Annotated in this window: 23 protein-coding genes and 1 pseudogene; 5 read left to right on the top strand and 19 right to left on the bottom strand. The window is 46.1% G+C overall.

All coding sequences use genetic code 11. The features are described 5' to 3' along the window. Positions 1-15: 15 nt before the first annotated feature. The 4 genes from CI597_RS02535 to CI597_RS02520 form a co-directional block, all read right to left on the bottom strand. Positions 16-2,280, bottom strand: coding sequence for a protein translocase subunit SecDF (locus CI597_RS02535; protein ID WP_024728310.1), 2,265 nt, complete (start codon positions 2,278-2,280; stop codon positions 16-18). Between the two features lie 15 nt (positions 2,281-2,295). Further along, the gene (gene scfB / locus CI597_RS02530; RefSeq protein WP_024728311.1) at positions 2,296-3,657 is read right to left on the bottom strand and encodes a thioether cross-link-forming SCIFF peptide maturase; all 1,362 of its coding nucleotides are present in this window, start codon (positions 3,655-3,657) and stop codon (positions 2,296-2,298) included. An 89-nt stretch (positions 3,658-3,746) separates the two neighbouring features. Continuing rightward, the gene (gene scfA / locus CI597_RS02525; protein ID WP_006566408.1) at positions 3,747-3,890 is read right to left on the bottom strand and encodes a six-cysteine ranthipeptide SCIFF; all 144 of its coding nucleotides are present in this window, start codon (positions 3,888-3,890) and stop codon (positions 3,747-3,749) included. A gap of 75 nt (positions 3,891-3,965) precedes the next feature. Next, complete coding sequence (locus CI597_RS02520; RefSeq protein WP_235824527.1) at positions 3,966-4,826, bottom strand: PHP domain-containing protein; 861 nt, start codon at positions 4,824-4,826, stop codon at positions 3,966-3,968. Between the two features lie 46 nt (positions 4,827-4,872). Here CI597_RS02520 and CI597_RS02515 point away from each other — a divergent pair, with 46 nt between their 5' ends. Continuing rightward, positions 4,873-5,235, top strand: a complete 363-nt coding sequence (locus CI597_RS02515; RefSeq protein WP_006566410.1) for a TIGR04086 family membrane protein — start codon at positions 4,873-4,875, stop codon at positions 5,233-5,235. Between the two features lie 23 nt (positions 5,236-5,258). Here the strand turns inward: CI597_RS02515 and CI597_RS02510 are convergent, their stop codons facing one another. From CI597_RS02510 to CI597_RS02475, 8 genes are all read right to left on the bottom strand, one after another. Beyond that, a complete protein-coding gene (locus CI597_RS02510) occupies positions 5,259-6,389 on the bottom strand; it encodes a 5-methyltetrahydropteroyltriglutamate--homocysteine S-methyltransferase (protein ID WP_024728313.1) in 1,131 nt (376 codons plus the stop codon). Between the two features lie 110 nt (positions 6,390-6,499). After that, positions 6,500-6,793 (bottom strand): preprotein translocase subunit YajC, encoded by a 294-nt coding sequence (gene yajC / locus CI597_RS02505; protein ID WP_024728314.1) that lies wholly within the window; start codon positions 6,791-6,793, stop codon positions 6,500-6,502. Between the two features lie 59 nt (positions 6,794-6,852). Beyond that, entirely contained in the window at positions 6,853-7,980 is a 1,128-nt protein-coding gene (tgt, locus tag CI597_RS02500) for a tRNA guanosine(34) transglycosylase Tgt (RefSeq protein WP_024728315.1), read from the bottom strand. Positions 7,981-7,984: 4 nt separating this feature from the next. Next, positions 7,985-9,088, bottom strand: coding sequence for a chorismate synthase (aroC, locus tag CI597_RS02495; protein WP_024728316.1), 1,104 nt, complete (start codon positions 9,086-9,088; stop codon positions 7,985-7,987). 19 nt (positions 9,089-9,107) lie between these two features. Then, positions 9,108-10,019, bottom strand: coding sequence for a S1 RNA-binding domain-containing protein (locus CI597_RS02490; protein WP_243167368.1), 912 nt, complete (start codon positions 10,017-10,019; stop codon positions 9,108-9,110). 76 nt (positions 10,020-10,095) lie between these two features. Then, positions 10,096-12,192: a hypothetical protein gene (locus tag CI597_RS02485; RefSeq protein WP_095142874.1), complete on the bottom strand. Its 2,097-nt coding sequence runs from the start codon at positions 12,190-12,192 to the stop codon at positions 10,096-10,098. Further along, a complete protein-coding gene (locus CI597_RS02480) occupies positions 12,193-13,983 on the bottom strand; it encodes a protein kinase domain-containing protein (RefSeq protein WP_024728319.1) in 1,791 nt (596 codons plus the stop codon). 1 nt (position 13,984) lies between these two features. Beyond that, on the bottom strand, positions 13,985-14,734 hold the full coding sequence (locus CI597_RS02475; protein ID WP_024728320.1) for a PP2C family protein-serine/threonine phosphatase: 750 nt from the start codon (positions 14,732-14,734) through the stop codon (positions 13,985-13,987). 150 nt (positions 14,735-14,884) lie between these two features. Between CI597_RS02475 and CI597_RS02470 the strand changes: the two genes are divergently transcribed. Genes CI597_RS02470 through CI597_RS02460 form a run of 3 tightly spaced genes read left to right on the top strand, consistent with a single transcriptional unit; the run spans position 14,885 to position 16,724 of the window. Next, positions 14,885-15,232, top strand: coding sequence for a GntR family transcriptional regulator (locus CI597_RS02470; RefSeq protein ID WP_024728321.1), 348 nt, complete (start codon positions 14,885-14,887; stop codon positions 15,230-15,232). Positions 15,233-15,249: 17 nt separating this feature from the next. Further along, a complete protein-coding gene (locus CI597_RS02465) occupies positions 15,250-15,948 on the top strand; it encodes an ABC transporter ATP-binding protein (protein WP_024728322.1) in 699 nt (232 codons plus the stop codon). After that, positions 15,942-16,724, top strand: a complete 783-nt coding sequence (locus tag CI597_RS02460; RefSeq protein ID WP_024728323.1) for a hypothetical protein — start codon at positions 15,942-15,944, stop codon at positions 16,722-16,724. The genes CI597_RS02465 and CI597_RS02460 overlap by 7 nt, the downstream gene beginning before the upstream one ends. 68 nt (positions 16,725-16,792) lie before the next feature. Here the strand turns inward: CI597_RS02460 and CI597_RS02455 are convergent, their stop codons facing one another. The 7 genes and pseudogenes from CI597_RS02455 to CI597_RS02425 all read right to left on the bottom strand — a co-directional run bounded on the left by CI597_RS02455 (position 16,793) and on the right by CI597_RS02425 (position 22,946). Beyond that, positions 16,793-17,083 carry a hypothetical protein gene (locus CI597_RS02455; protein ID WP_006566422.1) on the bottom strand — a complete coding sequence of 97 codons (291 nt, stop codon included), beginning with the start codon at positions 17,081-17,083 and terminating at the stop codon, positions 16,793-16,795. 445 nt (positions 17,084-17,528) lie between these two features. Continuing rightward, positions 17,529-18,120 (bottom strand): annotated as a pseudogene (locus CI597_RS02450) (DUF2461 domain-containing protein). Positions 18,121-18,133: 13 nt separating this feature from the next. Then, positions 18,134-18,985 carry an RNA polymerase sigma factor gene (locus CI597_RS02445; RefSeq protein ID WP_024728324.1) on the bottom strand — a complete coding sequence of 284 codons (852 nt, stop codon included), beginning with the start codon at positions 18,983-18,985 and terminating at the stop codon, positions 18,134-18,136. Positions 18,986-19,081: 96 nt separating this feature from the next. Next, positions 19,082-20,569: a threonine synthase gene (gene thrC / locus CI597_RS02440; protein WP_024728325.1), complete on the bottom strand. Its 1,488-nt coding sequence runs from the start codon at positions 20,567-20,569 to the stop codon at positions 19,082-19,084. Positions 20,570-20,723: 154 nt separating this feature from the next. Next, positions 20,724-21,863: a M20 metallopeptidase family protein gene (locus CI597_RS02435; RefSeq protein WP_024728326.1), complete on the bottom strand. Its 1,140-nt coding sequence runs from the start codon at positions 21,861-21,863 to the stop codon at positions 20,724-20,726. A 9-nt stretch (positions 21,864-21,872) separates the two neighbouring features. Then, positions 21,873-22,304: a DUF1700 domain-containing protein gene (locus CI597_RS02430; RefSeq protein ID WP_024728327.1), complete on the bottom strand. Its 432-nt coding sequence runs from the start codon at positions 22,302-22,304 to the stop codon at positions 21,873-21,875. Between the two features lie 36 nt (positions 22,305-22,340). Further along, positions 22,341-22,946, bottom strand: a complete 606-nt coding sequence (locus tag CI597_RS02425) for a histidine phosphatase family protein (RefSeq protein WP_024728328.1) — start codon at positions 22,944-22,946, stop codon at positions 22,341-22,343. A gap of 248 nt (positions 22,947-23,194) precedes the next feature. On the opposite strand from CI597_RS02425, the gene CI597_RS02420 reads away from it, so the two are divergent. Beyond that, positions 23,195-23,584, top strand: a complete 390-nt coding sequence (locus CI597_RS02420; RefSeq protein WP_024728329.1) for a thioesterase family protein — start codon at positions 23,195-23,197, stop codon at positions 23,582-23,584. Positions 23,585-23,895: the final 311 nt, after the last annotated feature.

The raw sequence follows: 23,895 nt of genomic DNA, 5'->3' as shown, positions 1-23,895 counted from the left end.
CAGTTTTCAAATGTTCTATCGGATTCCTTTTTTCTTTTTCTTCTTCTTTTTCTTAGGCTTTGGCGCAGCAATGGTCTCCTGCCCGTTTTCGGTCTCTGTTTTATGGTCAGTGACAGCAGCCTTCTGCTCTTTCTTAAACCCTGTCTTCATAAAGTACCAGAGCGGTCCCGTGATGCACACAGAGGAGAATGCCCCGCACACAACGCCGACCATCAGGGTCAAAGCGAACTGGCGGATGGATGACACTCCCATCAGGAACAGTACAAACACCATGATAAACGTAGTGAGCGACGTATTGATGGATCTGGTGAGTGTCTGGATGATACTCCTGTTTACAATGCCTTTCAGCTGTGTATTGTCCGCCTCCTGTATATTCTCCCGGATACGGTCAAATATGACGATGGTAGAGTTGATAGAGTATCCGATGATCGTAAGCATACATGCGATAAAGGTTCCCCCCACGGAGAGCCTTCCGATAGAGTATGCCGCAAAGACGATGAGCACGTCATTCAGCAGTGCGATGATGGCACTGGCTCCGAATTTCACATCTTTAAACCGGATGGCGATATAGATCAGCATACAGATACTTGCGATCACCACGGAAACGATTGCATCCCTCTGCATCTCATTGCTGATAGTAGAGCTTATATTTTCAGTGGCAACGGATTTTGCCTTAAAATCTTTCTTCATGGTATTCTCGATCTGCTTCCTCTGACTAAGGTTCAATTCCACAGACTTGATTACCATCTGATTATTTGCTTTTACTTTCTGTCCCTGGACCGAAGTGGATTTGCTGACTTTTTCGTAGGCAGATACTACCTTCTTCTCAAGGCTGTCGTCTACTTTTACACTCTTATCAAATGTAATCGTAGAAGATGTCCCTCCGGAAAATTCCAAATCAAAATTAAGCGGCGACCCAATCTTTGATTTATTGACCGGCAGGAATGCCAGACCTACAACGATCACAAGCAGCGCTGCCGCCATGCACCGTCTGCTGACTCCGATGAAATCCCGTTCTTTTAAAGCTCTCGCTTTTCCATAGAGTTTAGGGCTCCTCAGACCGAATTTGTATGCGGCGGTAACCAAAAACCTGCTGATGACCAGGGCTGTAAACATGGAAATCAGGACACTCATACCGAGTGTCTGCGCAAATCCCTTGACCGTTCCGGTCCCCTTAAACCAGAGGACTGCCACCGCGATCAGCGTGGTCACATTTCCGTCGATAATGGCTGAGGCAGCCTTGTGAAATCCCGACTTAATGGCAGTTCCCACATTTTTGCCAAGCGACACTTCTTCCTTGATTCTGGAATAAATGATGACATTGGCATCCACCGCCATACCGATACCGAGTATGATACCGGCCAGACCCGGAAGGGTCAGCGTCACATTGAATCCATTCAGCGCCAGCAGCGTCATGAGCACATAGATGGCCAGCGCAAAACATGCGATCACTCCCGGAAGATAATACAGGGCGATCATCAGTATACAGACTAATGCAAATCCAATGGCACCGGCTTTGACACTTGTCTGGATGGCATCCACTCCTAATTTGGCGGAAACCACATTGGAGCGCAGTTCCTTTAATTTTACAGGGAGCGATCCGATCCGGATGGAAGATGCCAGATTCTCGGCGGCTTCAAAGCTTTCCATTCCTGTTATGCTGCATTCTCCCTTAGTTATGACAGTCTGCACGTTCGGCGCACTGATGATCTGATTGTCATATATGATATAGATCGGTTTTCCGACATTCTTCTTTGTGGCATCTGCAAATGCCTTGGTTCCTTTCTTGTCGAACTCCAGGGCTACGACATAGTCTTTTGCCCCATTGTCTCCCTCGGTTGTCTGTGCTTTTGCGGATTTGACGTTATTTCCGGTCAGAACTGTCTTCATGGACTTGCCGTCCTGGACCATAAATGCCAGAGTTCCCGGCTGTCCCAGTTCATCAAGGATCTTATTGGCATCTGTCACACCCGGGATCTCGATGTTGATTCTGTTTTTACCCTGACGGTAGACTTCGGATTCTGTACTGTATCCTTCCACACGCTTCTGCAGCTTATATACCGTATCGTCAATGTTTTTATCAGATACATTTTTGCCGTCCACTTCATAGGTAATGCTGACTCCTCCGGCCAGATCCAGACCCAGTTCGATGTTTTTTGCACGGCCTATCTTGTTTTTCCCAAGCCCCTTTGCGGTGATAAAAACTCCAAACACACACAACGCGGCCAGCAGGATAATCCCGACAGCGTATCTTCCCTTCTTATTTTTGTTTGTCTTCATAAGTTTTCTGCTCCTTTATTCTTCACTCTGATCAGCCAATGCAGCCTTTATCATCAGTGCACACTCCACTCGCTTTCTCTCCAGCTTACAGCCCACTTCATAGGTACCGTTGATCGTACCGTTCAGTTTATGAGAGTTAGCACTGCATCCCCCGCTGCAGTAAAATCTGGCGAAACACTCCCTGCAGTCTTCTTTCGAGTAAACACTGGTCTTCTTAAACTCAGAGACAATATCACGGCGGGTGACTCCGTCAAACACATTTCCCACACAGAACTCATCTTCCCCCACAAACTGATGACACGGATACAGATCTCCCCACGGTGTCACCGCGAGATATTCGGTTCCCGATCCGCATCCTGAAAGGCGTTTTGCCACACAGGGTCCTCCGGTAAGGTCGATCATGAAGTGGAAGAACGTAAAGCCCTTCCCTTCTTTTTCCCGCCGGATGATTTCTTTTGCCAGAAGGTCATATTCTTCCATGATTTTTGGAAGATCGGCTTCTTTGATCGTGTACCGCTCCTCTTCGGGTCCTACCACAGGTTCCACGGAAATCTGGTCAAAACCTTCGTCTGCAAGGTGCAGCACGTCTTTTGAAAAGTCCAGGTTGTCATGGGTGAAAGTACCTCTCACATAATAACTTTTTCCGTTTCGCATCTCTGCAAACTTTTTAAATTTATCAATGATAAGATCGTAGCTGCCTTTACCGTTTCTGGTAGGCCTCATCTTGTCATGAACCTCTTTCCGCCCGTCAATGCTCAGGACCACGTTGGCCATCTCACGGTTTGCAAACTCCATCACATCGTCATCCAGAAGGACGCCGTTGGTCGTCAGAGTAAAACGGAACTTTTTATTGTGTTTCTCCTCCAGAGACCTGCCGTAAGCCACCAGCTGTTTTACAACTTCAAAGTTCATCAGCGGCTCCCCGCCGAAGAAATCCACTTCCAGGTTTCTCCTGCTGCCTGAGTTTTCAACGAGGAAATTCAATGCCTGTTTTCCTACCTCCAAACTCATCATCGAACGGTCCCCGTGATATTCCCCTTCTTCAGCAAAACAGTATCTGCACGCCAAGTTACAGTCATGGGCAATGTGCAGGCAGAGTGCTTTGACCACGGTGGGGCGCCTTTTGAACTCCGTTATGTAATCCTCATACTCGTCCCTTGTAAAGAGTGCCCCTTCGCTCTCCAGACGCCTGATTTCCTCATAGACTTCCTCGATCTCCCCGGCATCGTATCCGGAAAGTTCTTTTTGTATTTCTTTCAAAGTGTGGGTGCCGTAAAGCCCAACAACGTCATAGCTCAGATCATCCACGACGTGGACTGATCCGCTCTCCACATCCAGCACCATATTATATCCGTTATTTTTGTATTGATAAACCACGCTGCTTCTTCTCCTTTATCTGTCCTTAACGAAAAGAGACGGTTCAAAAAGGAACCGCCTCTCATTCTTCTGCTCTTTCCCACCGTGGGTTATTTGCTGTGTTCGCAGCTCTGGTTTCCTACGGTGCAGGATGTCTTGCATGCTGACTGACAGGATGTCTGGCACTCACCGCATCCGCCTTTCTTTACTGTGTTCTGCAATGTTTTATTCGTTAGAGTCTTAATGTGCTTCATGCCAAGTTCCTCCTTCAATATGAATCTCTCTTATTCCCTTTTTAACTTGCCCATTATATCATATTCATTTCGGAATTACAATAAGTTCTTCAGTTCATCGTAGAGGTGATCCGGGACCTTTAAATTGCCCCGTCCCGTCCCGATCTCAATGTCCGGTTTATTGCTCCCATGAAAGTCCGAACCTCCTGTGGCCAGCATCCCATATTTCCTGCACCATTGCCTGAGCTTCACGATCTGTCCGTGATGATGGGAAGAATGGTAGACCTCTATTCCCCCCAGGCCGTAAGAGATCAGCTCCCTGATCAGTTCCTCAAGATCCGCGTTGGAAAGATGATACTGAAACGGATGCGCCAGAACCGCAGTGCCTCCTGCATCTTTGATCAGCCTGACCGCATCCCCGGGCGCAAAATAAGGCTTTGGAATATAGTATTTGCATCCATCACCCACATATTTCTTAAATGCCTGATCTTTACTGGCACAATATCCTTCCTCGATCAGCACTCTTGCAAAATGTGCCCTGGTGATCACCGTCTCTTCGTTGCCATGCAGAAGTTTTTCGAGCGTCATCGGTATCCCGTCCTCACGGAACTTTTCAATCATGGAGAGATTTCTCTGCCTTCTACCTCTACGCAGCCCCTCCAGTGTTTCGAGGAGTTTCTGATCACAGATATCAATATTATAACCCAGTATGTGGATCTCGTGTTTTTCCGCCTCACATGAAAGCTCGATCCCCGGCATAAAATGAATATCTGTAAGTTCTCCCGAATAAAGGATTGGCGGAATTCCTCCGACTGTATCGTGATCGGTGAGTGCGAACGCATAAAGTCCCTTTTGTTTGGCTGCACGCAGCACCTCTGTCGGCTTCAGTGTTCCGTCCGAAGCATCCGAGTGCAAATGTAAGTCAATCATCGTCTGTCCTTTCTCTCTATGTGTCATAGAATGACCCCCTCCTGCATAAAATCTTACTAAAAGGAGGCATCCCATGGAAAATAAAAATATCGGTATTTCAATCTTAAAAAGCTTAATCTTTTCCTACATATTGACAGGAATTATTCTATGTATTCTGGCTTTTATTATGTATCAGACCGAAGTCAGCACAAAAGTGGCAAACCTTGGTGTAACCTTTACCTATGTGGCTGCGTCTGTATTTGCAGGGTTTATCATCGGCAAAAGGATGGGAAAGAGAAAATTCCTCTGGGGCCTGGCCGTAGGCCTTCTGTACTTTGCCGTACTCTTTCTGATCTCCCTTCTCCTGGATCAGAACCAGGCACTGATGAGCGGAGAGCGCATCACCGCAATGCTTCTGTGCGCAGCCGGAGGAACCCTGGGCGGGGCTCTGGCATAATCTTTTGCCGCCGGCAGCGGGCTCTAAGCCCCTGCCGGTATCTTCCATACTTCCTCCGCAATTCTCTTCATATTCCTGATCTTCTCCCACTGCTGTTCCTCTGTCAAAAATCTCTGTTGTTTTTCTGAGGCAAATCCGCACTGCGGGCTTAAGCAAAGCTGTGTCAGCGGAACATAGGACGATGCTTCCATAATTTTCTTTTGAATTACTTCATCCTTTTCCATCACAGGAGACCTGGTAGAAATCAATCCAAGCGCAACTTTCTGATTCTTTATGTATCTGAGCGGCCTGAAATCTCCGGCCTGCGCACTGTCATTATATTCCAGAAAAAAGCCGTCCACAAGACAATTACCGAATAACTGCTCTGCCACTGCCTCATAGCTTCCTGATATCATACAGGCAGAATGGAACTTTCCCCGGCAGATATGAAGGGTCACCGCCATATCCTCCGGTTTCACTTTCAGCACCTGGTTGATCAGCCAGACATAATGCTCTGACAGGTTCTCTGTGTCAATCCCCCTGTTCCGATAAACCTCCCTCCGTTCCCCGGAACAAAATTCTCCCCAGGAGACATCATCAAACTGAAGGTATCTGCATCCTGCATTGTAAAAAGCCCTCAGCGCTATTTGATAACTCTTGACGATATCTTCAAACAAAACTTTTTCATTCCTGTAAAGCGGAATCGACTGGTATGACTCAGAGTGTACACAGCAGATTAAATGGAACATAGCCGGTGACGGAATCGTCATCTTAGTCGCCGTATTCCCGGCAATCGACTTTAGAAACCGGAAATGGTTTAAAAACGGATGATTGCCGAAGCTGATCCTGCTGCAGACTGCAAGCGTCTCCGGCTCTGTCTCTTCTTCCCTGAAAATGTCCGGTCTCCGTTTATATTTCTTTCTCTCGATTCCGTTCAAGTACCAAAGAAAATCCAGATGCCACCATCTTCTGTGCAGTTCTCCGTCGGTAACTGCCTTAAGTCCTGCTTCTTTCTGCTTCCTGACCAGTTCCCTGACCGCCTGATTTTCAACTCTCTTTAATTTTACTGCACTCATATCACCCTGTTTATACTGTCTTTTGGCAGCTTTCAATGTCTCTGTTCGCAAAAAACTGCCAACGATATCATAATAGTAGGGAAACGATGTCCTGTCCATGATCACTCCTCCTGGATGCTTCTGATAACCAACTTCTTTTGACTCACTCCTTCTTAAAGCGCCCTCTTGGGTACAGAAAAGACGGCGCAAAAAAGCGCCGTCCCTGCATATTAATCTTCTTTTGTTCCCTGATTCGGTTTCTCAACCTGAGAAATGGCAGCACGTTCCATAGGAATACGGCAATGTTTGTCATTTCCGAATTCTACAACGATCGTTTTGTCATCTACGACATCCACGATCACACCATAGAAGCCGCTGATGGTAAGTACACTGTCCCCAACTTCCAGAGAAGCCGCTAATTCCTTCATCTGCTGGTCTTTTTTCTTCTGCGGACGGATCAGTAAGAAATACATACCTCCGAACACAATAATAAGCCACAGAATCATACTAAATTGTGATTGCATTTGTTCTTTTTCCTCCATTTAAAATAATAATATATCAAATTCAATTTCTTGAATCCTGATCACTTATTTTCCATACCAGAAAGCTTTCTCTCCTTGTACTCTCTGTATCGCCCCTGTTCAATGGCCTCCCGAATCTCTTCCATCATTGTATTATAAAAATATAAGTTATGCAAGACACACAGTCTCATACCAAGCATTTCTTTTGCCTTGAGCAGATGTCTGATATAAGCCCTGCTGAAGCTTCTGCACGCTGGACACTGGCATCCTTCTTCTATAGGCCTGTGATCCAGCTCATATTTTTTATTGAACAGGTTCATCTTGCCGTGGTTGGTATAGACATGTCCATGCCTGCCGTTTCTTGTCGGGTAAACGCAGTCAAAAAAGTCTACTCCCCGGTCTACCGCTTCCAAAATATTGGCGGGAGTGCCCACTCCCATCAGATAAGTAGGTTTTGCTTCTGGAAGATACGGGACGGTTTCATCCAGAATACGATACATCTCCGCGTGGGATTCCCCTACCGCCAGGCCTCCCAGGGCATAGCCGTCAAGGTCAAGCCTGGAAATCTCTTTTGCATGAGAGATACGGATGTCTTCATAGGTTCCGCCCTGATTGATTCCAAACAGCATCTGATGCGGATTCACCGTATCCGGCAGACGGTTCAGACGATCCAGCTCTTTTTTACAGCGGTGCAGCCATCTGGTCGTGCGGTCCACAGAATCCTGCATGTATTTTCTCTCCGCTGGATGGGGCGGACACTCGTCGAAGGCCATAGCGATAGTAGATCCCAGATTAGACTGGATCTGCATACTCTCCTCGGGTCCCATAAAAATCTTCCGTCCATCAATATGGGAAGAAAAAGAAACACCTTCCTCCTTTATCTTACGCAGCTTGGCCAGGGAAAAGACCTGAAATCCCCCTGAATCTGTAAGGATCGGACGGTCCCAGTTCATAAACTTATGAAGGCCCCCGAATTCCTTGATCAGCCGATCCCCCGGTCTTACATGGAGATGATAGGTATTGGAAAGTTCCACCTGTGTTCTGATCTCTTTTAAATCATCTGTGCTCACTGCCCCCTTGATCGCAGCCACTGTCCCCACATTCATAAAAACCGGGGTCTCTATCGTCCCATGAACGGTCGTAAACCGTCCTCTTTTTGCTCTTCCGTCTTTTTTTATTAACTGATACATATATTCACCATTGTCCGTATATTTTTTTTACAGAGTCCATGCTGGCACTCAGATTCATAAGCAGCCCGTCTGCAATCGTGACCGCTGCCATGGATTCGACCACTACCACAGCTCTTGGAACAATCATCGGATCATGTCTTCCCCCGATGGAAAGGTCGATATCTGCTCCGTTTTTTCCTGCCGTAGGCTGGACCTTTGCGATAGACGGAGTCGGCTTGACTGCCGCCCGGAACACGACCGGGCTGCCGTCACTGATTCCTCCCAGCACTCCTCCTGAGTGATTTGACTTTTTTACAATTCTGCCTTCCCGATACTCATAAGCGTCATTATTCTGGGATCCGCTGGATGAGGCCGCCGCAAAGCCGTCACCGATCTCAAATCCCTTTACGGCACCGATCGAAAGCACTGCTTTGGCCAGATTGGCATCCAGCTTTTCAAACACCGGATCACCGATCCCGGGCTTTAACCCTTGAACGGTACACTCGATAATACCGCCCATAGAATCCTGCTCTCTCATCATGTGGTCCGCATATTCCTGCACTTTCAATGCTGCTTCTCTGTCGGGCATATAAAACGGGTTCCGGAAGATCTCTTCTATATCAAATCGTTTCTCGTCTGCCGTGATGCCGCCGATCTCTTTTGCGTATGCCGTTACCGTAATGCCAAGTTCCTTTAAAAGCTTGACGGCCACTGCCCCGGCAGCCACACGCCCGATGGTCTCTCTTCCGGAAGACCTTCCTCCGCCTCTGTAATCCCTGATTCCATATTTGGCATCATAAGTATAATCCGCATGCCCGGGCCGGTAAACATCTTTGATCTGACTGTAGTCTCTGGATCTCTGGTCCTTGTTATAGACAGCCATGGAAATGGGAGTTCCGGTAGTTTTTCCTTCGAAAACTCCGGACAGGATCTCTGCCTGATCGTCCTCTTTCCGGGGCGTCGTATATTTTGACTGTCCCGGTTTTCTGCGGTTTAAGTACTGCTGAATATCTTCCTTTGAAATAGAAAGTCCGGCCGGGCATCCATCTACGACGACTCCAAGCCCCTCTCCATGGGTCTCTCCCCACGTTGTAATTTTGAATAATGTGCCAATGCTTGAACCTGCCATCTTTTGATTCCTCTCTGAATTATAACTTAAGATTTGCCAGTAAGTCTCCGAGGCTGGTCTGTGCCTTTTCCTCTTCCTTATATTCAATTCCGGTCTCAACTTTTTCCGCCTCTCTGGATTCCTCCAGTACCTTCATGCTGAGACTGATCTTGTTGTCGGCGATTTTTAAAACCTTTACTTTGACCTTTTGTCCTTCTTCTACCATTTCTTTCGGGCTTTTAATTCTTTTTTCGCTGAACTGTGATATATGGATCAAGCCGCTAAGTCCATCGCCAAGATCCACAAACGCTCCGTACGGCATGATATTTTCTACAGTACCTTCCAGCACCATGCCCGGACGCATCATGGCCATCTTGTGGTTAAGCTCCTCCTGAGCCTTTGCCTTTTCCACTTCTTTGGCTGAGAGTACAAGTTTATTCCTGCTCTCATCTACGTTAATGATCTTGGCTTCCACTTCTTTTTTGAGCCATGTGTTCAGGTCTTCCACATAATTTAAGGAAAGCTGGGAAGCCGGGATAAACCCGCGGATTCCTTCTACGTAAACGATCACACCTCCGTTGACGACTCCGCCCACAGTGAGACTGAGAACTGCTTCTTCATCCATCAGTTTCTGAAGGCGGTCCCAGGCGAGAACCTGATTGGCCTCTCTCTTGGACAACAGGATATTTCCCTCTCCGTCATCCACGGAAATTACTTTTGCTTTTAGCCTGTCGCCTTCACGGAGTGCTTCTGTCAATGTGATATTCGGATCATCGCTGTATTCAGAAGCTTTCAGAATACCCTGAGCATAATATTTTAAATCGATAACTGCCTCTTCGTCGCTGACGCTCAATACATCCCCCTCAACTATATCTCCCTCATCCATCTTACGGAAGGATGCTTCCAATTCATTCTCATACTGTTCCATTGTTTCTTTCATTTCTTCTGCCATTTTTAAATCTCCTTTCACGAAACCTCTGCATTAAGCCTCATTATAACACAGAATAAAGAAGATTTTAACTTGTTTCTTATGATTTTCGGCTTCGGAAAAAGAAAAACATGAGATAAAGTGCCGTAAGGAAATAGATCCCGGAAATCAGAAACCCGAATGGACGTTTTGAATGTTTTCTCTGTTTCGTACTGATTTTAAACTCCACCGTTCTGCCGGACTTAAGCCCCGACCTTCCCACGGCCTCAGCCTTTAGCCTGTGATTTCCGTCTGTGCCGCACCGGATCACCGTCTGTCCGTCTGAAAACTTTATCTTCCTGCCGTCCATCCATAAACCCGTTATCCGGTCCTGATCATCCTGAACTTTTACCTGGATTTGCTTTTTCTCCCGATAAGTGATTCCGTGTCTGACCCCGGATATGAGGATCACAGGAGGTTCCGCATCATAGTGAAGATTCAATGGCTTTTTCAGTGTACTGACATGGCCGGTTATATCTTTCATCTTCACTTTTATCTGGTTTGACCCATTCTTTAAATACTTATTGCTTATATAGACATAATCTCCCTTTCTCTCATAGGGTACGGTCCGGCCATTCACAACAAATTCTGTCACATAAGAAGGCACTACATTTTTCATCCGAAATCCGAATGATCCCTGATCCTTCATTGAACTGCTTTGGTGTACGGTATTCCCGTCCGGTATGATCTGTGTTCCCTTACAGCTGACAGTAAAAAAAACTTTTTCTGATGCCGTATTTCCGGCACTGTCTCTGGCCCGGGCTTCGGCACAATAGTATCCGTCTTCTGACAGCATCGGGTACGCCGCTTTCCTGTTTTCTCCTGGCTTTACGTTCTCTCTCTTTAACAATTTACCGTTTAAGTATAAAGAAACCTCCGTAGGAGTATCGTCCATACAGCTCACCTTGGCCTCTGGCGCAAAATTATAGATTCCAAGAGAACTGATCCCCGTGATTTTAAGCTGTGGTTTTGTTTTATCTATGAAAAAATGCCCGGCAGAAGCCTCTGCGGAATTTCCGGCCTGATCCTGACATGAGACTGACAGCTTTTGCTCCCCTTCTTTTTCAAAATATATATCTGCTTTCAGCACTCCTTCTTTTGCTGTTTGATTCACAACTTTCCCCGTAGTCTGCCACCGTATGCTCTCTGCATCCAGATAGGAATCTTTTATGGTCACTTTGAGTTTGCAGCCATCCTTCTCATATAGATTCACCGTTTTTCCTTCCAGGCTGATCCGGGGCTTACTGCCGTCTATATAAATATTCTTTTTCCATTCTTTCTTTGAGATATTTCCTGCCTCATCCTTCTGAACCACTCGGATCTGGTATTTCCCTTCTTCAGAAAGCAAAAGACTGTTTTCTTCAATAGTTTTTTTCCTCCCCGTATCCAAATTCTTTGCTGTGATAAAGGTTTTTAGTCTGGGACCCTTTTTCTGCCTTTTCTCTGCACGGATCCTCACCTCTTTTTTGTGCCACTCTCCATCCGCGGAGCCGGGGCAGTTTACCTTTGGTTTTCCGGGCTGTTTATCCCAGAACTTCACAAAGACATCGGCAGCGGCACTCCGGTACCCTGCTTTGGAAACCGCGCGCACTTTGTATCTGTGTATCCCGTTTGTCTTAACTGTAATACTGTCCCCCTCAGCTTCTTTCCACTCTCCCTGTTCTGATTCCAGGTATTCAAAGCCGGATCGTCCTGAAAAAGAGCTTCCCTGAGACAAATTTATATGCACAGGGCGGTTTGTCCATGTGCCCTGCATATAGGAACCCGTATCCGCCTCCGGCTCCTCCGGTTTTGTTGTTTCCAGACAAAATTCCTGAAGCATACTGGATTCACCATCATATTCCACACTGACTCTGTACCAGCCCTCCCTCTGAAAGATAACCCTGCCTTCTTTGTCTGACAGCCAAGTTATATTTCCTGCATCCCACTTTTCTTTACCATCGTTCCCTTCGGCGCGGCAGATTACTTTGTCCCTGTCTGCTTCTTCCTTCAGCAGAGTAATTTTAAGTTCCCGCTCCTTTGCTATATAGGTTTCCTGCTCTCCATCCGCAAACTCCGCCCTCAAAGAAGGTTCCTCTTTCTCACCGCCAAAAACCGTGCATCCCGCCGCAGCAAACACGATCATAAAAACTCCTGCTATCTTTTTTCGATTCAGCATCTAATTATTTTCCTCCCCCAAAACAGCTCCGAGTTTATGAAGTTCCGTATCCCCTCCTGCACCGAGGCCCTTTGCCCTGCGGTACATATTCTGTGCCATATCCCTCTTTCCTGCTTCCGCCAAATAAAAACCATATGCTATATATCCCTCAGGCCATCCCGAATACTGTCTGATGACTGCCCGGTACACTTCCTCTGCACTCTTTTTTCTCCCATACCCGGCGAACAGTCTGGCCTTTTTCAGCTGCATCTCTGCCTTTTCTTTTTCCTGCTCCAGCATATCTGTGTACCGGTCTGCGGCCTCTATCCATGCCTCAAGGCCGCAGCTGTCTATCATGCGCTCATAATATGCCGCTTTTTCGCGCAGTGCAGTCCTCCTTTCATCACTGTTCTCAGACAATTTTTCCATGAGATCTGCCAGTTCCTCCTGCTTTTTTTCAACATCCCCGAACTTCTTCAGCTCCTGCTCTTTTTGTCGGCAGATCTGAAATAAAAGATATGTCTGCCGGAAATCTTCTGTCTTTTTCCCGCACCGGTCCAGAATTTCCCACAGCCTGTCTGCCTGATAACTCTTTCCCGATAAAATCCCCGCAAGTTCTGTATAATCTTTTTCGATATCCGAAGGATGCTCCTGCATCGCCAGATACCGGTATGCCAAAATCGGGTCCGGTGGGAATCCTTCCTTTCCCTCTTTTCCCTGGAGATATAAAAGACCCATCCTGTATAAAAGAGCTTCCTTCCCCACGGCATCAAAGTCTTTAGACTCCACATATTCTGCCAGAACTGTAAGGCCTTCTTTTTCCCTTCCGGCAGACTGATAATATTTCAGCAGTCTCTCATATGCCGGTGCCTGACCCGGGCCCCGATCGATCGCCAGCTCATAATACCGGACTGCTTTCATCGAAAACCTGCTCCCTGCCTTTGACCGTTCTTCTTCGGCTTTGGATAACAGCTCAGCATATGCAGACTGCTCTTGCCCGTCTCCAGTCTTCCAGCAAGTTCCCGCCGCAAGAATCAAAAAAACTGCTGCTCCGGTCCGGATAGCGGCCCGCTTTCTTAAAGCTCTCTTAAGCCCGCGTCTCACTTCTGATACCGTCAGATAACGGTCTTTCTTATCCTTTTGCAGGCACTTGTTCAGCACCTTTGAAAATCCCCTGGAAAACCCATAGTTTTTATCATCTTCCCATGGTTTCTTACCAGGGTGGTGTCCTGTGGCCATGTGATATAAGGTCATGCCAAAACTGTAAATATCACTCTGTTCATCTGCATACCCGAGTCCATCCATCTGCTCCGGTGCAGCATATCCGCAGGTCCCCAGCTTTTGATTCCCATCCTTCCCCAGAATTGCCGTGCCATAGTCGATCAGAAAGAGCCTGCCTCTCTTCGTGATTATCAGATTGGACGGTTTAATATCGCAGTGGATCACCGGCGGAGATCTCCTATGAAGATAGTCTAAAATATCCAGCAGCTGTATGCCCCATACAGCTGTCCGGCGTTCGGGGATCTTCTCATGAATCCTGATATACTCTTTCACTGAGATGCCCGGAATATATTCCATAAAAAGATCTAAGTGTCCGTCTTCCGATCTCCGTCCAAGATACTCTGGTATCCCCGGATGACATAATGACTCCAGTATCCGCGCTTCCCTGATTCCTTCCAAGAGCTGGCTTTCAAACCTTTTAACCGCTGTGTAGCTTGATTTCTCTTCATCCCAGGCTAAATAGATCTCTCCCTGTCCTCCCCTGCCTAACCGCTTTAAAAGTATACAGTTTCCTGTACAGTCTCTGTCCATGTCAGGAAACTTTTACGACAATGCATGATAAGTTGTCCAATTCCCCTCTTTCTTTTACTTTATCAAAACATTTTCTCACCCATCGTCTCATCTCGTCTTTGGAAGCTTCCACTTCGTAAATCTCCTCCTCCCTGAGCATACCGTAGAACCCGTCTGTGCAGAGCAGAAATTCCATCCCCGGTTTAAGTTTCCCATTGTAACAGTCAATGGTGATCTCCTTTGTAACACCAATGCACTGCATCAGAATATGTTTTCTGGCATCGGTCTTCGCTTCCTCTATGGTCAGCAGTCCGCGGCTGACTTCTTCCTGGACCAGGGTATGATCCCTGGTGACATACTTCTGGTCCCGGTCAAACCAATAGGCTCTGGAGTCACCGATGTTCAGTACAAAAAACCGGCGGTCTGCCGCAAAAAGAAGCGTCAGGGTGCTCCCCATCGTGTCCCCGTATTCTTGGCTCAAAAGGATCAGCCGGTGGTTGATCTTCTTGATGGCAGCCACCAGTTCCTTTTGAATCCTCATGATCTTCATCTTTTGTTTGAGGAGGACCGGGAGTGTGTGGGCAAACCACCGGTCCAGCGAACCTACAATGTATCCGCTTGCGATCTCTCCCCTGCTGAGTCCTCCCATGCCGTCGCACATAACCGCCATCAATATCTGCTGTCCGCAGATCTCTTCTTCTTTGAGGAGATAAGAGTCCTGATTGGAATCCCGGCCATTGCCCATATCTGTCATATCTACAATTTGAAACATAATGTAAATCCTCCTTTTATTTCCATTTATTGATCTCATTATACAATTATTTCCAGTCACAGTCAATTTATTTTTAAAAATTAATTGACTTTTTTTCCAGTCTATTATACCATTGTACTAGATACTTAATACAAGAAAGCGAGGTTTATTATGGCATGGGAATTATCCGATGACCGGCCGATTTATCTTCAGCTGATGGAACATATTCAAGGCGATATCCTTTCCGGTGTCTATCCTCTCGGAGGAAAGCTGCCTTCCGTCCGGGATCTGGCCGCCTGTGCTTCTGTGAATCCGAATACAATGCAGAAAGCACTGTCCGAACTGGAGCGCAGCGGCCTGCTCTATTCCCAGAGGACCAGCGGACGATTTGTCACCGAAGATGAGCAGCTGATTCAGTCACTGCAGGCTTCAATTGCCGAAAAGGAAATTGCAGAGTTCCTGAAGAAGATGGAACGATTTGGTCTGAAAAAAGAAGACATTATCAAACTAATAAGATAGCAATGAGAGGTATCTATATGAACTATATTCTTGAATGTAATAATCTTTCTAAGGTTTACTCAGGTTTTTTAGCCTTAGACAGACTCAACTTAAAAATTCCCTCCGGACGTATCATCGGTCTTTTAGGCCCTAATGGAAGCGGCAAGAGCACACTGATCAAACTGATCAACGGCCTGCTGACGGCAACAGAGGGAGATATCCTGTTTGACAGCCAGCCCCTCGGCATCCATTCCCGGGAGCACATTTCCTATCTTCCGGACCGGATGTATCTGCCGGAGTGGATGAAAATCCATGAAGTATTTACTTACTTTGATGATTTTTATAAAGACTTTAACAAAGAAAAGGCGCTCTATATGCTGAAGGATCTTGGAATTGATGAGAATAAGCGCCTGAAAACACTGTCTAAGGGAACAAAAGAAAAAGTACAGCTCATCTTAGTCATGAGCCGGAATGCAAAATTATATCTTCTGGATGAGCCGATCGCCGGTGTAGATCCCGCTGCCCGTGATTATATTTTAAAAACGATTATTTCAAACTACAATCCGGATGCCAGCCTGATCATTTCCACCCATCTGATCAGTGACATCGAAACCGTCCTGGACGACGTCCTGTTTTTACAGAACGGAAAGATCACTCTGTCTGCAACCGTCGACCAGATCCGGGAGGAGAAACAAAAATCTGTGGACCAGTTATTCAGGGAGGTATTCAAATGCTAGGAAAACTACTGAAATATGAATTGAAAGCCACCGCCCGGTATTTTGTGCCTCTGCTCGCAACATTCGGCGGGATCACACTGTTATTCAAACTGTTTATGATGATGATCGGATTCGGCAATGATCCGCTGCGCATGACTCTCAGCATTTTTATTGTGACCATCTATGTAGTGGCCGTGATCGCTCTGTACCTCATGTGCTTTATTATCTCTTTTTACCGGTTTTATAAGAACTTTTATACCGATGAAGGATACTTAAGCTTTACGCTTCCTGTTTCCATCAACCTTCAGATCCTGAACAAACTTCTGATCAGTATCTTCTGGTTTGTTATCTCCTCCGTCGCATTCATGTTCTCTATTTTTATTTTCCTGGCAGGTACGCCATACTGGACCGATTTCTGTCATGTGCTGTCCCTTTCATTCCAGGAATTTAACAAGATTGACCCAGGAATCAGATTTTTATTTATCACTGAGACTTTGTCTTCATTGATATTGAGTGCCATATCATCACCGCTGTTCGTATACCTCTGTATTACCATCGGAGGTCTTTTACCGAACCACCGCCTGGCGGCATCCATAGGAACTTATTTCCTTGCAACTGCGGCACTTTCACTTGTGACCAACATCTTCTCGTCCATCTTCCCGAACTTTATGAATTTTACCGGACTTGAGAAATTCTGCTACTATCTGCTGCCTATGATGATCATCGGCAGCATCATAGAGATTATCGTCTCCTTCTTCCTGACAAGATATCTCATGGAAAGAAAAACAAATCTCTGATCACACAACACTAAAAAGCCGGCAGGATAAAATTTCCTGCCGGCTTTTATATTTTACTAATCTCAATCTTACGATTCTTCTTCTCTGACCATCTCAAGGTCCGCTTCCATGACTTTGATATCTCCCCGGATCTTTTCGATCAGATTAAACAGATCAATATATTCCGCTTCCGGATAATCCATATGAGACTCAAAATACTGCCGTCCAACCTGCTCATACAAATCATTTAATTCACGCTTCGCAACGCGGATATCATTTTTAATCTTTGCCGTATCTGCTACTTCCCTTGCCTTTTTCGCCGCTGCCTTCCCAGTAGTCGTTATGGTCTGCTCGATCTTATCAAATAAATCCTTTGGCATAATCACCGTCTCCTCACATACTTTTTCTTAAATTATACCTTAACACGCGAAGCGTGTCCACCCGTAGGGTATAAAATACGGGATGCCCTGTGGGTATACCTTAACACGCGATGCGTGTCCACCCGTAGGGTATAAAATACGGGATGCCCTGTGGGTATACCTTAACACGCGATGCGTGTCCACCCTCAGGGTATAAAATACGGGATGCCCTGTGGGTATACCTTAACACGCGATGCGTGTCCACCCTCAGGGTATAAAATACGGGATGCCCTGTGGGTATACCTTAACACGCGATGCGTGTCCACCCTCAGGGTATAAAATACGGGATGCCCTGTGGGTATACCTTAACACGCGATGCGTGTCCACCCTCAGGGTATAAAATACGGGATGCCCTGTGGGTATACCTTAACACGCGATGCGTGTCCGCCCTCAGGGTATGGCATTTTTATCTCTGAGGCATCTTAAAGCTTTCCAATGCTCTGTTCAGATAATCATTAAACGGTTTCATTTTATGAAAAATGTCTGCAGCTCTGTCCAGAAATTGTTCCCCATCCAGGAGTTCCTCGTCTTTTATGAAATATTCCAGATACCAGCTTTTATTCTTCAGATATTTAGCCTGTAGATGATCCTCATCGTAGCCTGCAGGCACATTTTTCAGTGCCGTGCCCTTTACAGCAAAATAGCTCTTAAACTCTTCAGACCCGATGATTTGTTCCCACTCCGCAGGATGTTTTGAAAGATAGTCCCGCACCATCCTTGTAGCGTCTTTAAACATATCCGCAAATAAACCTCCGCCTAAAAAAGACTGATCACCCGGCCGGATCATGATATAATATCCAACGGGAACCGGCAGTTTGCCTTTTGATGAAATGTGAGCGCGGAAACAGGGATTATACGGAGACTTATCACGGCTGAACCTGGTGTCCCTCACCAGTTGCATTGGCCTGCTGATACTCTTCCTTGTGCGCATGATACCACTCCCGGTTATTATTTCGACTGAGTTCCGATAAATAATTTAAAATCAGTTCCATATTCATGTATAATCCCTCCTTACGATTCTTTCACGACAGAAAACGGAGCAGAATCCAGAAACTCCCTGATAAACTGTTTCATTTTCTCCGGTGACCCATAGGATTTACAAAAAGAAAATTTCATTGATAAATCATCAATATCTTCCATTGCATCCTTCACATGAAACAATGTCTGTTCTGAAATTTTATCTGCCGCCGTATAATCCAGCTTGCCCGGGTCCAGGCGGTGATTCTCGATGGCATAGTTGAGCCTGTCTCTGCATCTGCATGTCCCCCGGCCAAATTCACCGCAGTAGCAGTCAAGGAAATCTGCAACTTTGCCGCGTATTCTGGAAAGCCTCTTTCGGTATGCCTCCGGTGTCATTCCCAGGATATCACCTGCGATACGGCTGTCCAGTTTAAACATTGTTCCCAGAATAAAAATACATCTGCTCTCGCTGTCCAGACACTGCAGCAGCACATTGGTACATGACATTTTCAGTTCTTCTTCTAAAATAGAAACCTCTACATTCTGTGTAAGATCAGGGATGTCCCGGATTTGGGCATTCTCAATATCATCCCTGTAAAAATCCAGACTCAGAGGACTATTGGCAAACATGTGCTTTTTATAATCCTTCAAATGGTTTACCGCAATCCTGTAGACCCACGTAGAAAAAGCACTCTCTTTTCTAAACGATGACAAGTGGGTGATGACTTTCACTATGATGTCCTGTGACGCATCCTCTGCATCCGCAAAAGTCCCGAGCATCCTGAGGGAAAGATTGAAGATCAGGTCCTGTACGCTCATGATCACTGTTTCCAGGGATTTTTTGTCTCCGTCTACGGCTTTGCCGATGAGCAGTTCAAGTTGTTGGTTTGTTATCTTATCCATAAATTTTACCTCCTGCAGTATTAGACATCAAAAATACTTTTTTGTGACAAAAAAACGGCAGAGAATTCAACTCTGCCGTTTTTAATAATTGGTATCTTAAATATTCAAGATTTTTTTCATTTCTTCTTCCATAGCTGCCGTCTCACAGACTGTATCGTGGAGGATCGGAGCCGTCCTGATCTCTTCGATGGCGCCGGGGACAGTCACGCCGGAAATTCTATGTAACTCATCCACTAATTCAAAATCAGACTTTTCATCATATTTTGGATCGATGGCATTCATTACGCTTCTGGTAAACTTATACGGGCTGGCGGTGGACGCTATGACTGTCGGTGTCTTGTCACCACTGTCTTTGATATATTTGTCATATGCCACGGATGCTACTGCCGTATGGGTATCCAGTACATAATGTTCTGCCTCATAGATCTGTCTGATCTTCTCCATAGTCTCTTCTTCTGTGGCATAAGCCCCGAAGAACTCTGAGAGCTGGTCTCTCATCTCCTGTGTGATCTCATATGCGCCGTCTTCTGTCAGAGCATTCATAAATTTCGCACACTGTTCGGCATCATTTCCAGCAATTCTGTAAATCAAACGCTCCAGATTGCTGGAAATCAAAATGTCCATGGAAGGAGATGATGTCACAACAAACTCACGCTTTCTGTCATATTCTCCAGTCCGGAAGAAATCAAACAAAACTTTATTTTCATTGGACGCACAGACAAACTTTCCGATCGGAATTCCCATCTGTTTTGCATAAAACGCTGCCAGGATATTTCCAAAGTTACCCGTAGGGACTACGACGTTCATCGGATCTCCTGCTTTTACTGCACCTTTTTTCACCAGATCCGCATAGGCTTTTACGTAATATACGATCTGAGGAACCAGACGTCCGATGTTAATTGAGTTTGCAGATGAAAACTGATACCCGTTCCCGTCCATCACTGCTGCCAGTTCCCTGTTGGAGAACATCTTTTTCACGCCGGTCTGGGCATCGTCAAAGTTACCTTTGATGCCGATAACGTAAGTATTTTCACCCTTCTGGGTCAGCATCTGCTTTTCCTGGATCGGGCTGACCCCGGATTTCGGATAAAAGACAATGATCTTCGTTCCCGGCACGTCTGCAAAACCGGCCAGAGCAGCTTTGCCGGTGTCTCCGGAAGTGGCTGTCAGGATCACGATCTCATTTTTCACATGATTCTTTTTTGCGGAAGTAACTAAAAGATGAGGGAGGATGGAGAGAGCCATATCCTTGAATGCGATGGTGGAGCCGTGGAACAGCTCAAGATAATATACATCCCCTGCTTTCACTATCGGAGCGATCTCCTCTGTGTCAAACTTGTCATCATAAGCATTGGCAATACAGGTCTTTAACTCTTCCTCTGTAAAATCTGTGAGAAACTCCTTCATAACCGCATACGCAATTTCCTGATAGGTCATCTCTGTCAGGTCTTCTACGGAAACCTGGAGCTTCGGAATAGAATCCGGCACAAAAAGTCCTCCGTCATCCGTCAGTCCCTTAAGGATCGCTTCAGAAGCAGATGCCGTCTCTTCCCTGTTTCTTGTACTACGATAAACTAAATTCATAATTACCCGCCTTTTCCCTGGTTTATAATCTGTAAGGCCATAAATGAGGCCTATTTTTTCTTTGGCTATGATTATAGCATACTTGTGAATTGCGGTCTAGCACGAAATACTGTACATTCTGCCGTTTTTTGTACTGCTCATCCCTGCGAACTGCCTACTCTTCCATGACATAAGCAAGCATCAGTTTCACTCCGCTTACCAGTGCCTTTTCATCCATGTCAAATCTGCCGTGGTGATTGGGAAACTGATCTTTACCTCCTCCCACAAATGCAAAGGCTCCCGGAATCGTCTTTAAATAGTTGGAATAATCTTCTCCTAGCATCATCGGAGGCACATGCACAAAGTCCTTCTCGGAAAAAATCTTTCCTGCTCCCCGCATGGCTCTCTCCACCGTCGATTCCCCGTTGATCAGAGGCGGATGACTGGACGGCGGATAATCTACGGCCGCTTCTCCTCCCAGCTGACCGGCTGTTCCCACGGCGATTTCGATGACCCGTTCCTTCACCATTTTTTCAGTCTCCTCCGAAAATGTCCGGACCGTTCCCTCGATTCCGGCAGAGCCGGATATGACATTTCTGGCTGTACCTGAGGTCATCTTTCCCACAGTAACTACAGCTGAGTCCAGAGGATCGGTATTTCTGCTCACGATCGTCTGAAGGTTCATGACCGTGGCGGCAGCGATCACCGATGCGTCCGTACAAAGATGAGGTTTTCCGGCATGACCGGATTTCCCTCTGATGTCTATAGAAAACCAGTCCGTAGCAGCCATTCTCGGCCCTGCCTCCAGAGAAATCTTCCCGGCTTCGATCCCGGAAAAAATATGGAGGCCGAAAATTTCTTTTACACCTTCTAATAGCCCTGACTCCAGGACCAGTTTTGCCCCCTGGGCAGTCTCCTCCGCCGGCTGAAAAACAAGAAATACTTTTTTTGATAATTCCTTTTCATGCTTTTTCAGAATACCGGCTGCGCCCAAAAGAATGGCTGCATGCCCGTCATGTCCGCAGGCATGCATATATCCCTGATGTTCTGACGCAAAAGAACACCCTGTCTCCTCTTTTACTTTTAATGCATCAATATCGGCCCTTAGGGCAGCCGCTCCCCTGCCCTTCCCGATCTCCGCCACAATACCTGTGGGATGCAACGGTGTATAGGATATCCCCATGGCATCCAGCTGCCGCTTGATATAGGCTGTAGTCTTATATTCTTCAAAGGCCGTCTCCGGACATCGGTGAAGATCCTGCCTGTACTTTACGATCCTCTCCCTGGCCTGGTTTACTTCCTGAATGATATCCATTTTCTGCCCTTACCTCTTTCCAAAAACATTTTTGATCAGGTAGATAAGAAGAAGGATCATAATGATCGGTCCGATAAAGCGGAGCGCTACGGCGAACACGCTTCCAATCAGTATGATGACAATGATCACCGCTGCCAGACACCCAATCTTCGTCAGAAAAGAATCAAACACAAAAACTTTCGGAGAACCTTCCTCTTCATTCACCTGTTCTTCATAGGTATCTTCATAATAGATCTGCTCCCCGCCCTTTGTCTCGATGATGGATTTTGCGATAAGTCTTGGGCTGCCTAGTTCTTCCAAGATCTCCTGCTCACTCCTTCCATCTGCCTCCTGGCGGCTGAAATAATCTCTGTAATAGGAAATGGAATCATCAATTTCACTCATCGGCACCTGTCCCTCCAGCGCTTCCCGGAGTTCCTTTAAAAACTCATATTTCGTCATCGTATGTCTCCTTTAGCTTCTTTCTCTTTCTGAATTTCAATAAAGGACCTCTGCCTCACTGAGAACACAGAAACGGCCGTCTTTTAATTCTGCCGTACTTATGGAACAATTCTTCAGCTTCGGCCCCTTCCAAAAGTCTCTCACATCTCTTTTATACATGTTTGTCAGCATTCCGTGAATAAACGCTCCGTGCGTAAATAAGATCACACTTTCTGCTTCCTTTTCCATCGGAAGAATAAATTCCTCCAGAAATATTTTCGACCGCTCTACGACCTGAGCCGGGGTTTCCGCGCCCTCGATCAGTGTCATCTTGTGCGGACGGTCAAAAAAGTCCAGAATAGGTTCTTTTTTTTCGTATAATTCATTCAGGTCAGCCCCTTCATACGGTCCGAAATTGGCCTCTTTCAGGCGTTCGTCTTCGATCAGCGGAATATCTCTTCCTGCAAGTACGATCTCCCCCGTTTCCCTGGCCCTGCTGAGCGGACTCGTATAGGCTGCGTCGAATCTGAAATCTTTCAGAGCCTTACTCGTGAGCCTGGCCGCCTCTCTGCCGGCCTCATTCAGATCAATGTCCGACTGTCCCTGAATCCTGCGTATTTTATTCCATGAAGTTTCTCCATGCCTCATCATGTATAATTTCAATAAGATTCCTCCTCACCTTAATTTTAATATTATATCCGTCAAAAACTATTTTAACGTATTTACCGGCTTTGCACCATAGCCTTTTGAGGACTTTTACAGCCTTACGCTGTGAGAATCATCTTCAGACATATATAGATTACAATAAATTCTTAAAAAACTATGGCATTTTTATCTTATTTTGCTATACTAAGTGTATGAAATGTTACCTATCCTAAAATGATATGGAATAAATCAAGAGAGGACAACTTATGAAGATTGAAATTGGAGACAAGATCACCCTGTCAGAAGAAGTTACTGACGAATTGACTGCCGCCCGCTGGGGGAGCGGAAGCCTTCCTGTGTATGCCACACCTGCCATGACACTCCTGGTAGAAAGGGCTGCCGTAAAATTATTAGAGGGAAAGCTGGATGAGGGCATGACCACAGTCGGCACCAATTTAAACATTTCCCATGTATCTGCCACTCCCGTAGGCTGCAAAGTGACCTGCCAGTGTCATCTGACAGAGATCAACCGCAAGAAATTAGAGTTTCAGGTGGAAATTATGGACAATAAAGGCCGAATCGGTATCGGCACACACGAGCGCTATATCGTAGCCGCCGATTCATTTTTAGATAATGCAAAACAAAAATTAAATTAAACATTCAGAACAAAGTGGGCAAGCCCACTTCAACGCCCCAACCCCTCACTCTGAGGGGCTTGACAACTTTGCGTGCCTGATGCAATTTGCCGCAGGCAAATAATTTCCTTACGCATCTGTGCACAACCCGCGGAGCGTTTTTATTTCATAGGGAAGGTCGTAGAACTTTCCTATGAAAATCGAGTGGGGCTGTCGCACTAAGTGATTAGTGCGCAGCTCCTTTTCTATGCAAAAAATAACTGCCAGACCTCGAAAGAATCCGGCAGTTGGTGTAAAATATTAGTATGCTAACACTTAATAAATTACAAAAA

Origin of the sequence: Anaerostipes hominis (ex Lee et al. 2021) (genome assembly GCF_002270485.1) — a bacterium.
Lineage (GTDB): Bacteria > Bacillota > Clostridia > Lachnospirales > Lachnospiraceae > Anaerostipes > Anaerostipes hominis.
Note: the sequence above shows the minus strand (reverse complement) of the source record. Positions and strands in the feature narration are given on the sequence as shown.

What these genes read in the sequence shown, in the direction of transcription:
- CI597_RS02510 (WP_024728313.1), bottom strand. Translation starts at nt 6,389, where the DNA reads ATGGACAGGACATCGTTTCCCTACTATTATGATATCGTTGGCAGTTTT.
- scfA (WP_006566408.1), bottom strand. Translation starts at nt 3,890, where the DNA reads ATGAAGCACATTAAGACTCTAACGAATAAAACATTGCAGAACACAGTA.
- CI597_RS02460 (WP_024728323.1), top strand. Translation starts at nt 15,942, where the DNA reads ATGCTAGGAAAACTACTGAAATATGAATTGAAAGCCACCGCCCGGTAT.
- CI597_RS02455 (WP_006566422.1), bottom strand. Translation starts at nt 17,083, where the DNA reads ATGCCAAAGGATTTATTTGATAAGATCGAGCAGACCATAACGACTACT.
- tgt (WP_024728315.1), bottom strand. Translation starts at nt 7,980, where the DNA reads ATGTATCAGTTAATAAAAAAAGACGGAAGAGCAAAAAGAGGACGGTTT.
- CI597_RS02470 (WP_024728321.1), top strand. Translation starts at nt 14,885, where the DNA reads ATGGCATGGGAATTATCCGATGACCGGCCGATTTATCTTCAGCTGATG.
- CI597_RS02465 (WP_024728322.1), top strand. Translation starts at nt 15,250, where the DNA reads ATGAACTATATTCTTGAATGTAATAATCTTTCTAAGGTTTACTCAGGT.
- CI597_RS02490 (WP_243167368.1), bottom strand. Translation starts at nt 10,019, where the DNA reads ATGGCAGAAGAAATGAAAGAAACAATGGAACAGTATGAGAATGAATTG.
- CI597_RS02430 (WP_024728327.1), bottom strand. Translation starts at nt 22,304, where the DNA reads ATGACGAAATATGAGTTTTTAAAGGAACTCCGGGAAGCGCTGGAGGGA.
- CI597_RS02515 (WP_006566410.1), top strand. Translation starts at nt 4,873, where the DNA reads ATGGAAAATAAAAATATCGGTATTTCAATCTTAAAAAGCTTAATCTTT.
- CI597_RS02485 (WP_095142874.1), bottom strand. Translation starts at nt 12,192, where the DNA reads ATGCTGAATCGAAAAAAGATAGCAGGAGTTTTTATGATCGTGTTTGCT.
- aroC (WP_024728316.1), bottom strand. Translation starts at nt 9,088, where the DNA reads ATGGCAGGTTCAAGCATTGGCACATTATTCAAAATTACAACGTGGGGA.
- thrC (WP_024728325.1), bottom strand. Translation starts at nt 20,569, where the DNA reads ATGAATTTAGTTTATCGTAGTACAAGAAACAGGGAAGAGACGGCATCT.
- CI597_RS02435 (WP_024728326.1), bottom strand. Translation starts at nt 21,863, where the DNA reads ATGGATATCATTCAGGAAGTAAACCAGGCCAGGGAGAGGATCGTAAAG.
- yajC (WP_024728314.1), bottom strand. Translation starts at nt 6,793, where the DNA reads ATGCAATCACAATTTAGTATGATTCTGTGGCTTATTATTGTGTTCGGA.
- CI597_RS02475 (WP_024728320.1), bottom strand. Translation starts at nt 14,734, where the DNA reads ATGTTTCAAATTGTAGATATGACAGATATGGGCAATGGCCGGGATTCC.
- CI597_RS02520 (WP_235824527.1), bottom strand. Translation starts at nt 4,826, where the DNA reads ATGACACATAGAGAGAAAGGACAGACGATGATTGACTTACATTTGCAC.
- CI597_RS02535 (WP_024728310.1), bottom strand. Translation starts at nt 2,280, where the DNA reads ATGAAGACAAACAAAAATAAGAAGGGAAGATACGCTGTCGGGATTATC.
- CI597_RS02480 (WP_024728319.1), bottom strand. Translation starts at nt 13,983, where the DNA reads ATGGACAGAGACTGTACAGGAAACTGTATACTTTTAAAGCGGTTAGGC.
- CI597_RS02445 (WP_024728324.1), bottom strand. Translation starts at nt 18,985, where the DNA reads ATGGATAAGATAACAAACCAACAACTTGAACTGCTCATCGGCAAAGCC.
- CI597_RS02420 (WP_024728329.1), top strand. Translation starts at nt 23,195, where the DNA reads ATGAAGATTGAAATTGGAGACAAGATCACCCTGTCAGAAGAAGTTACT.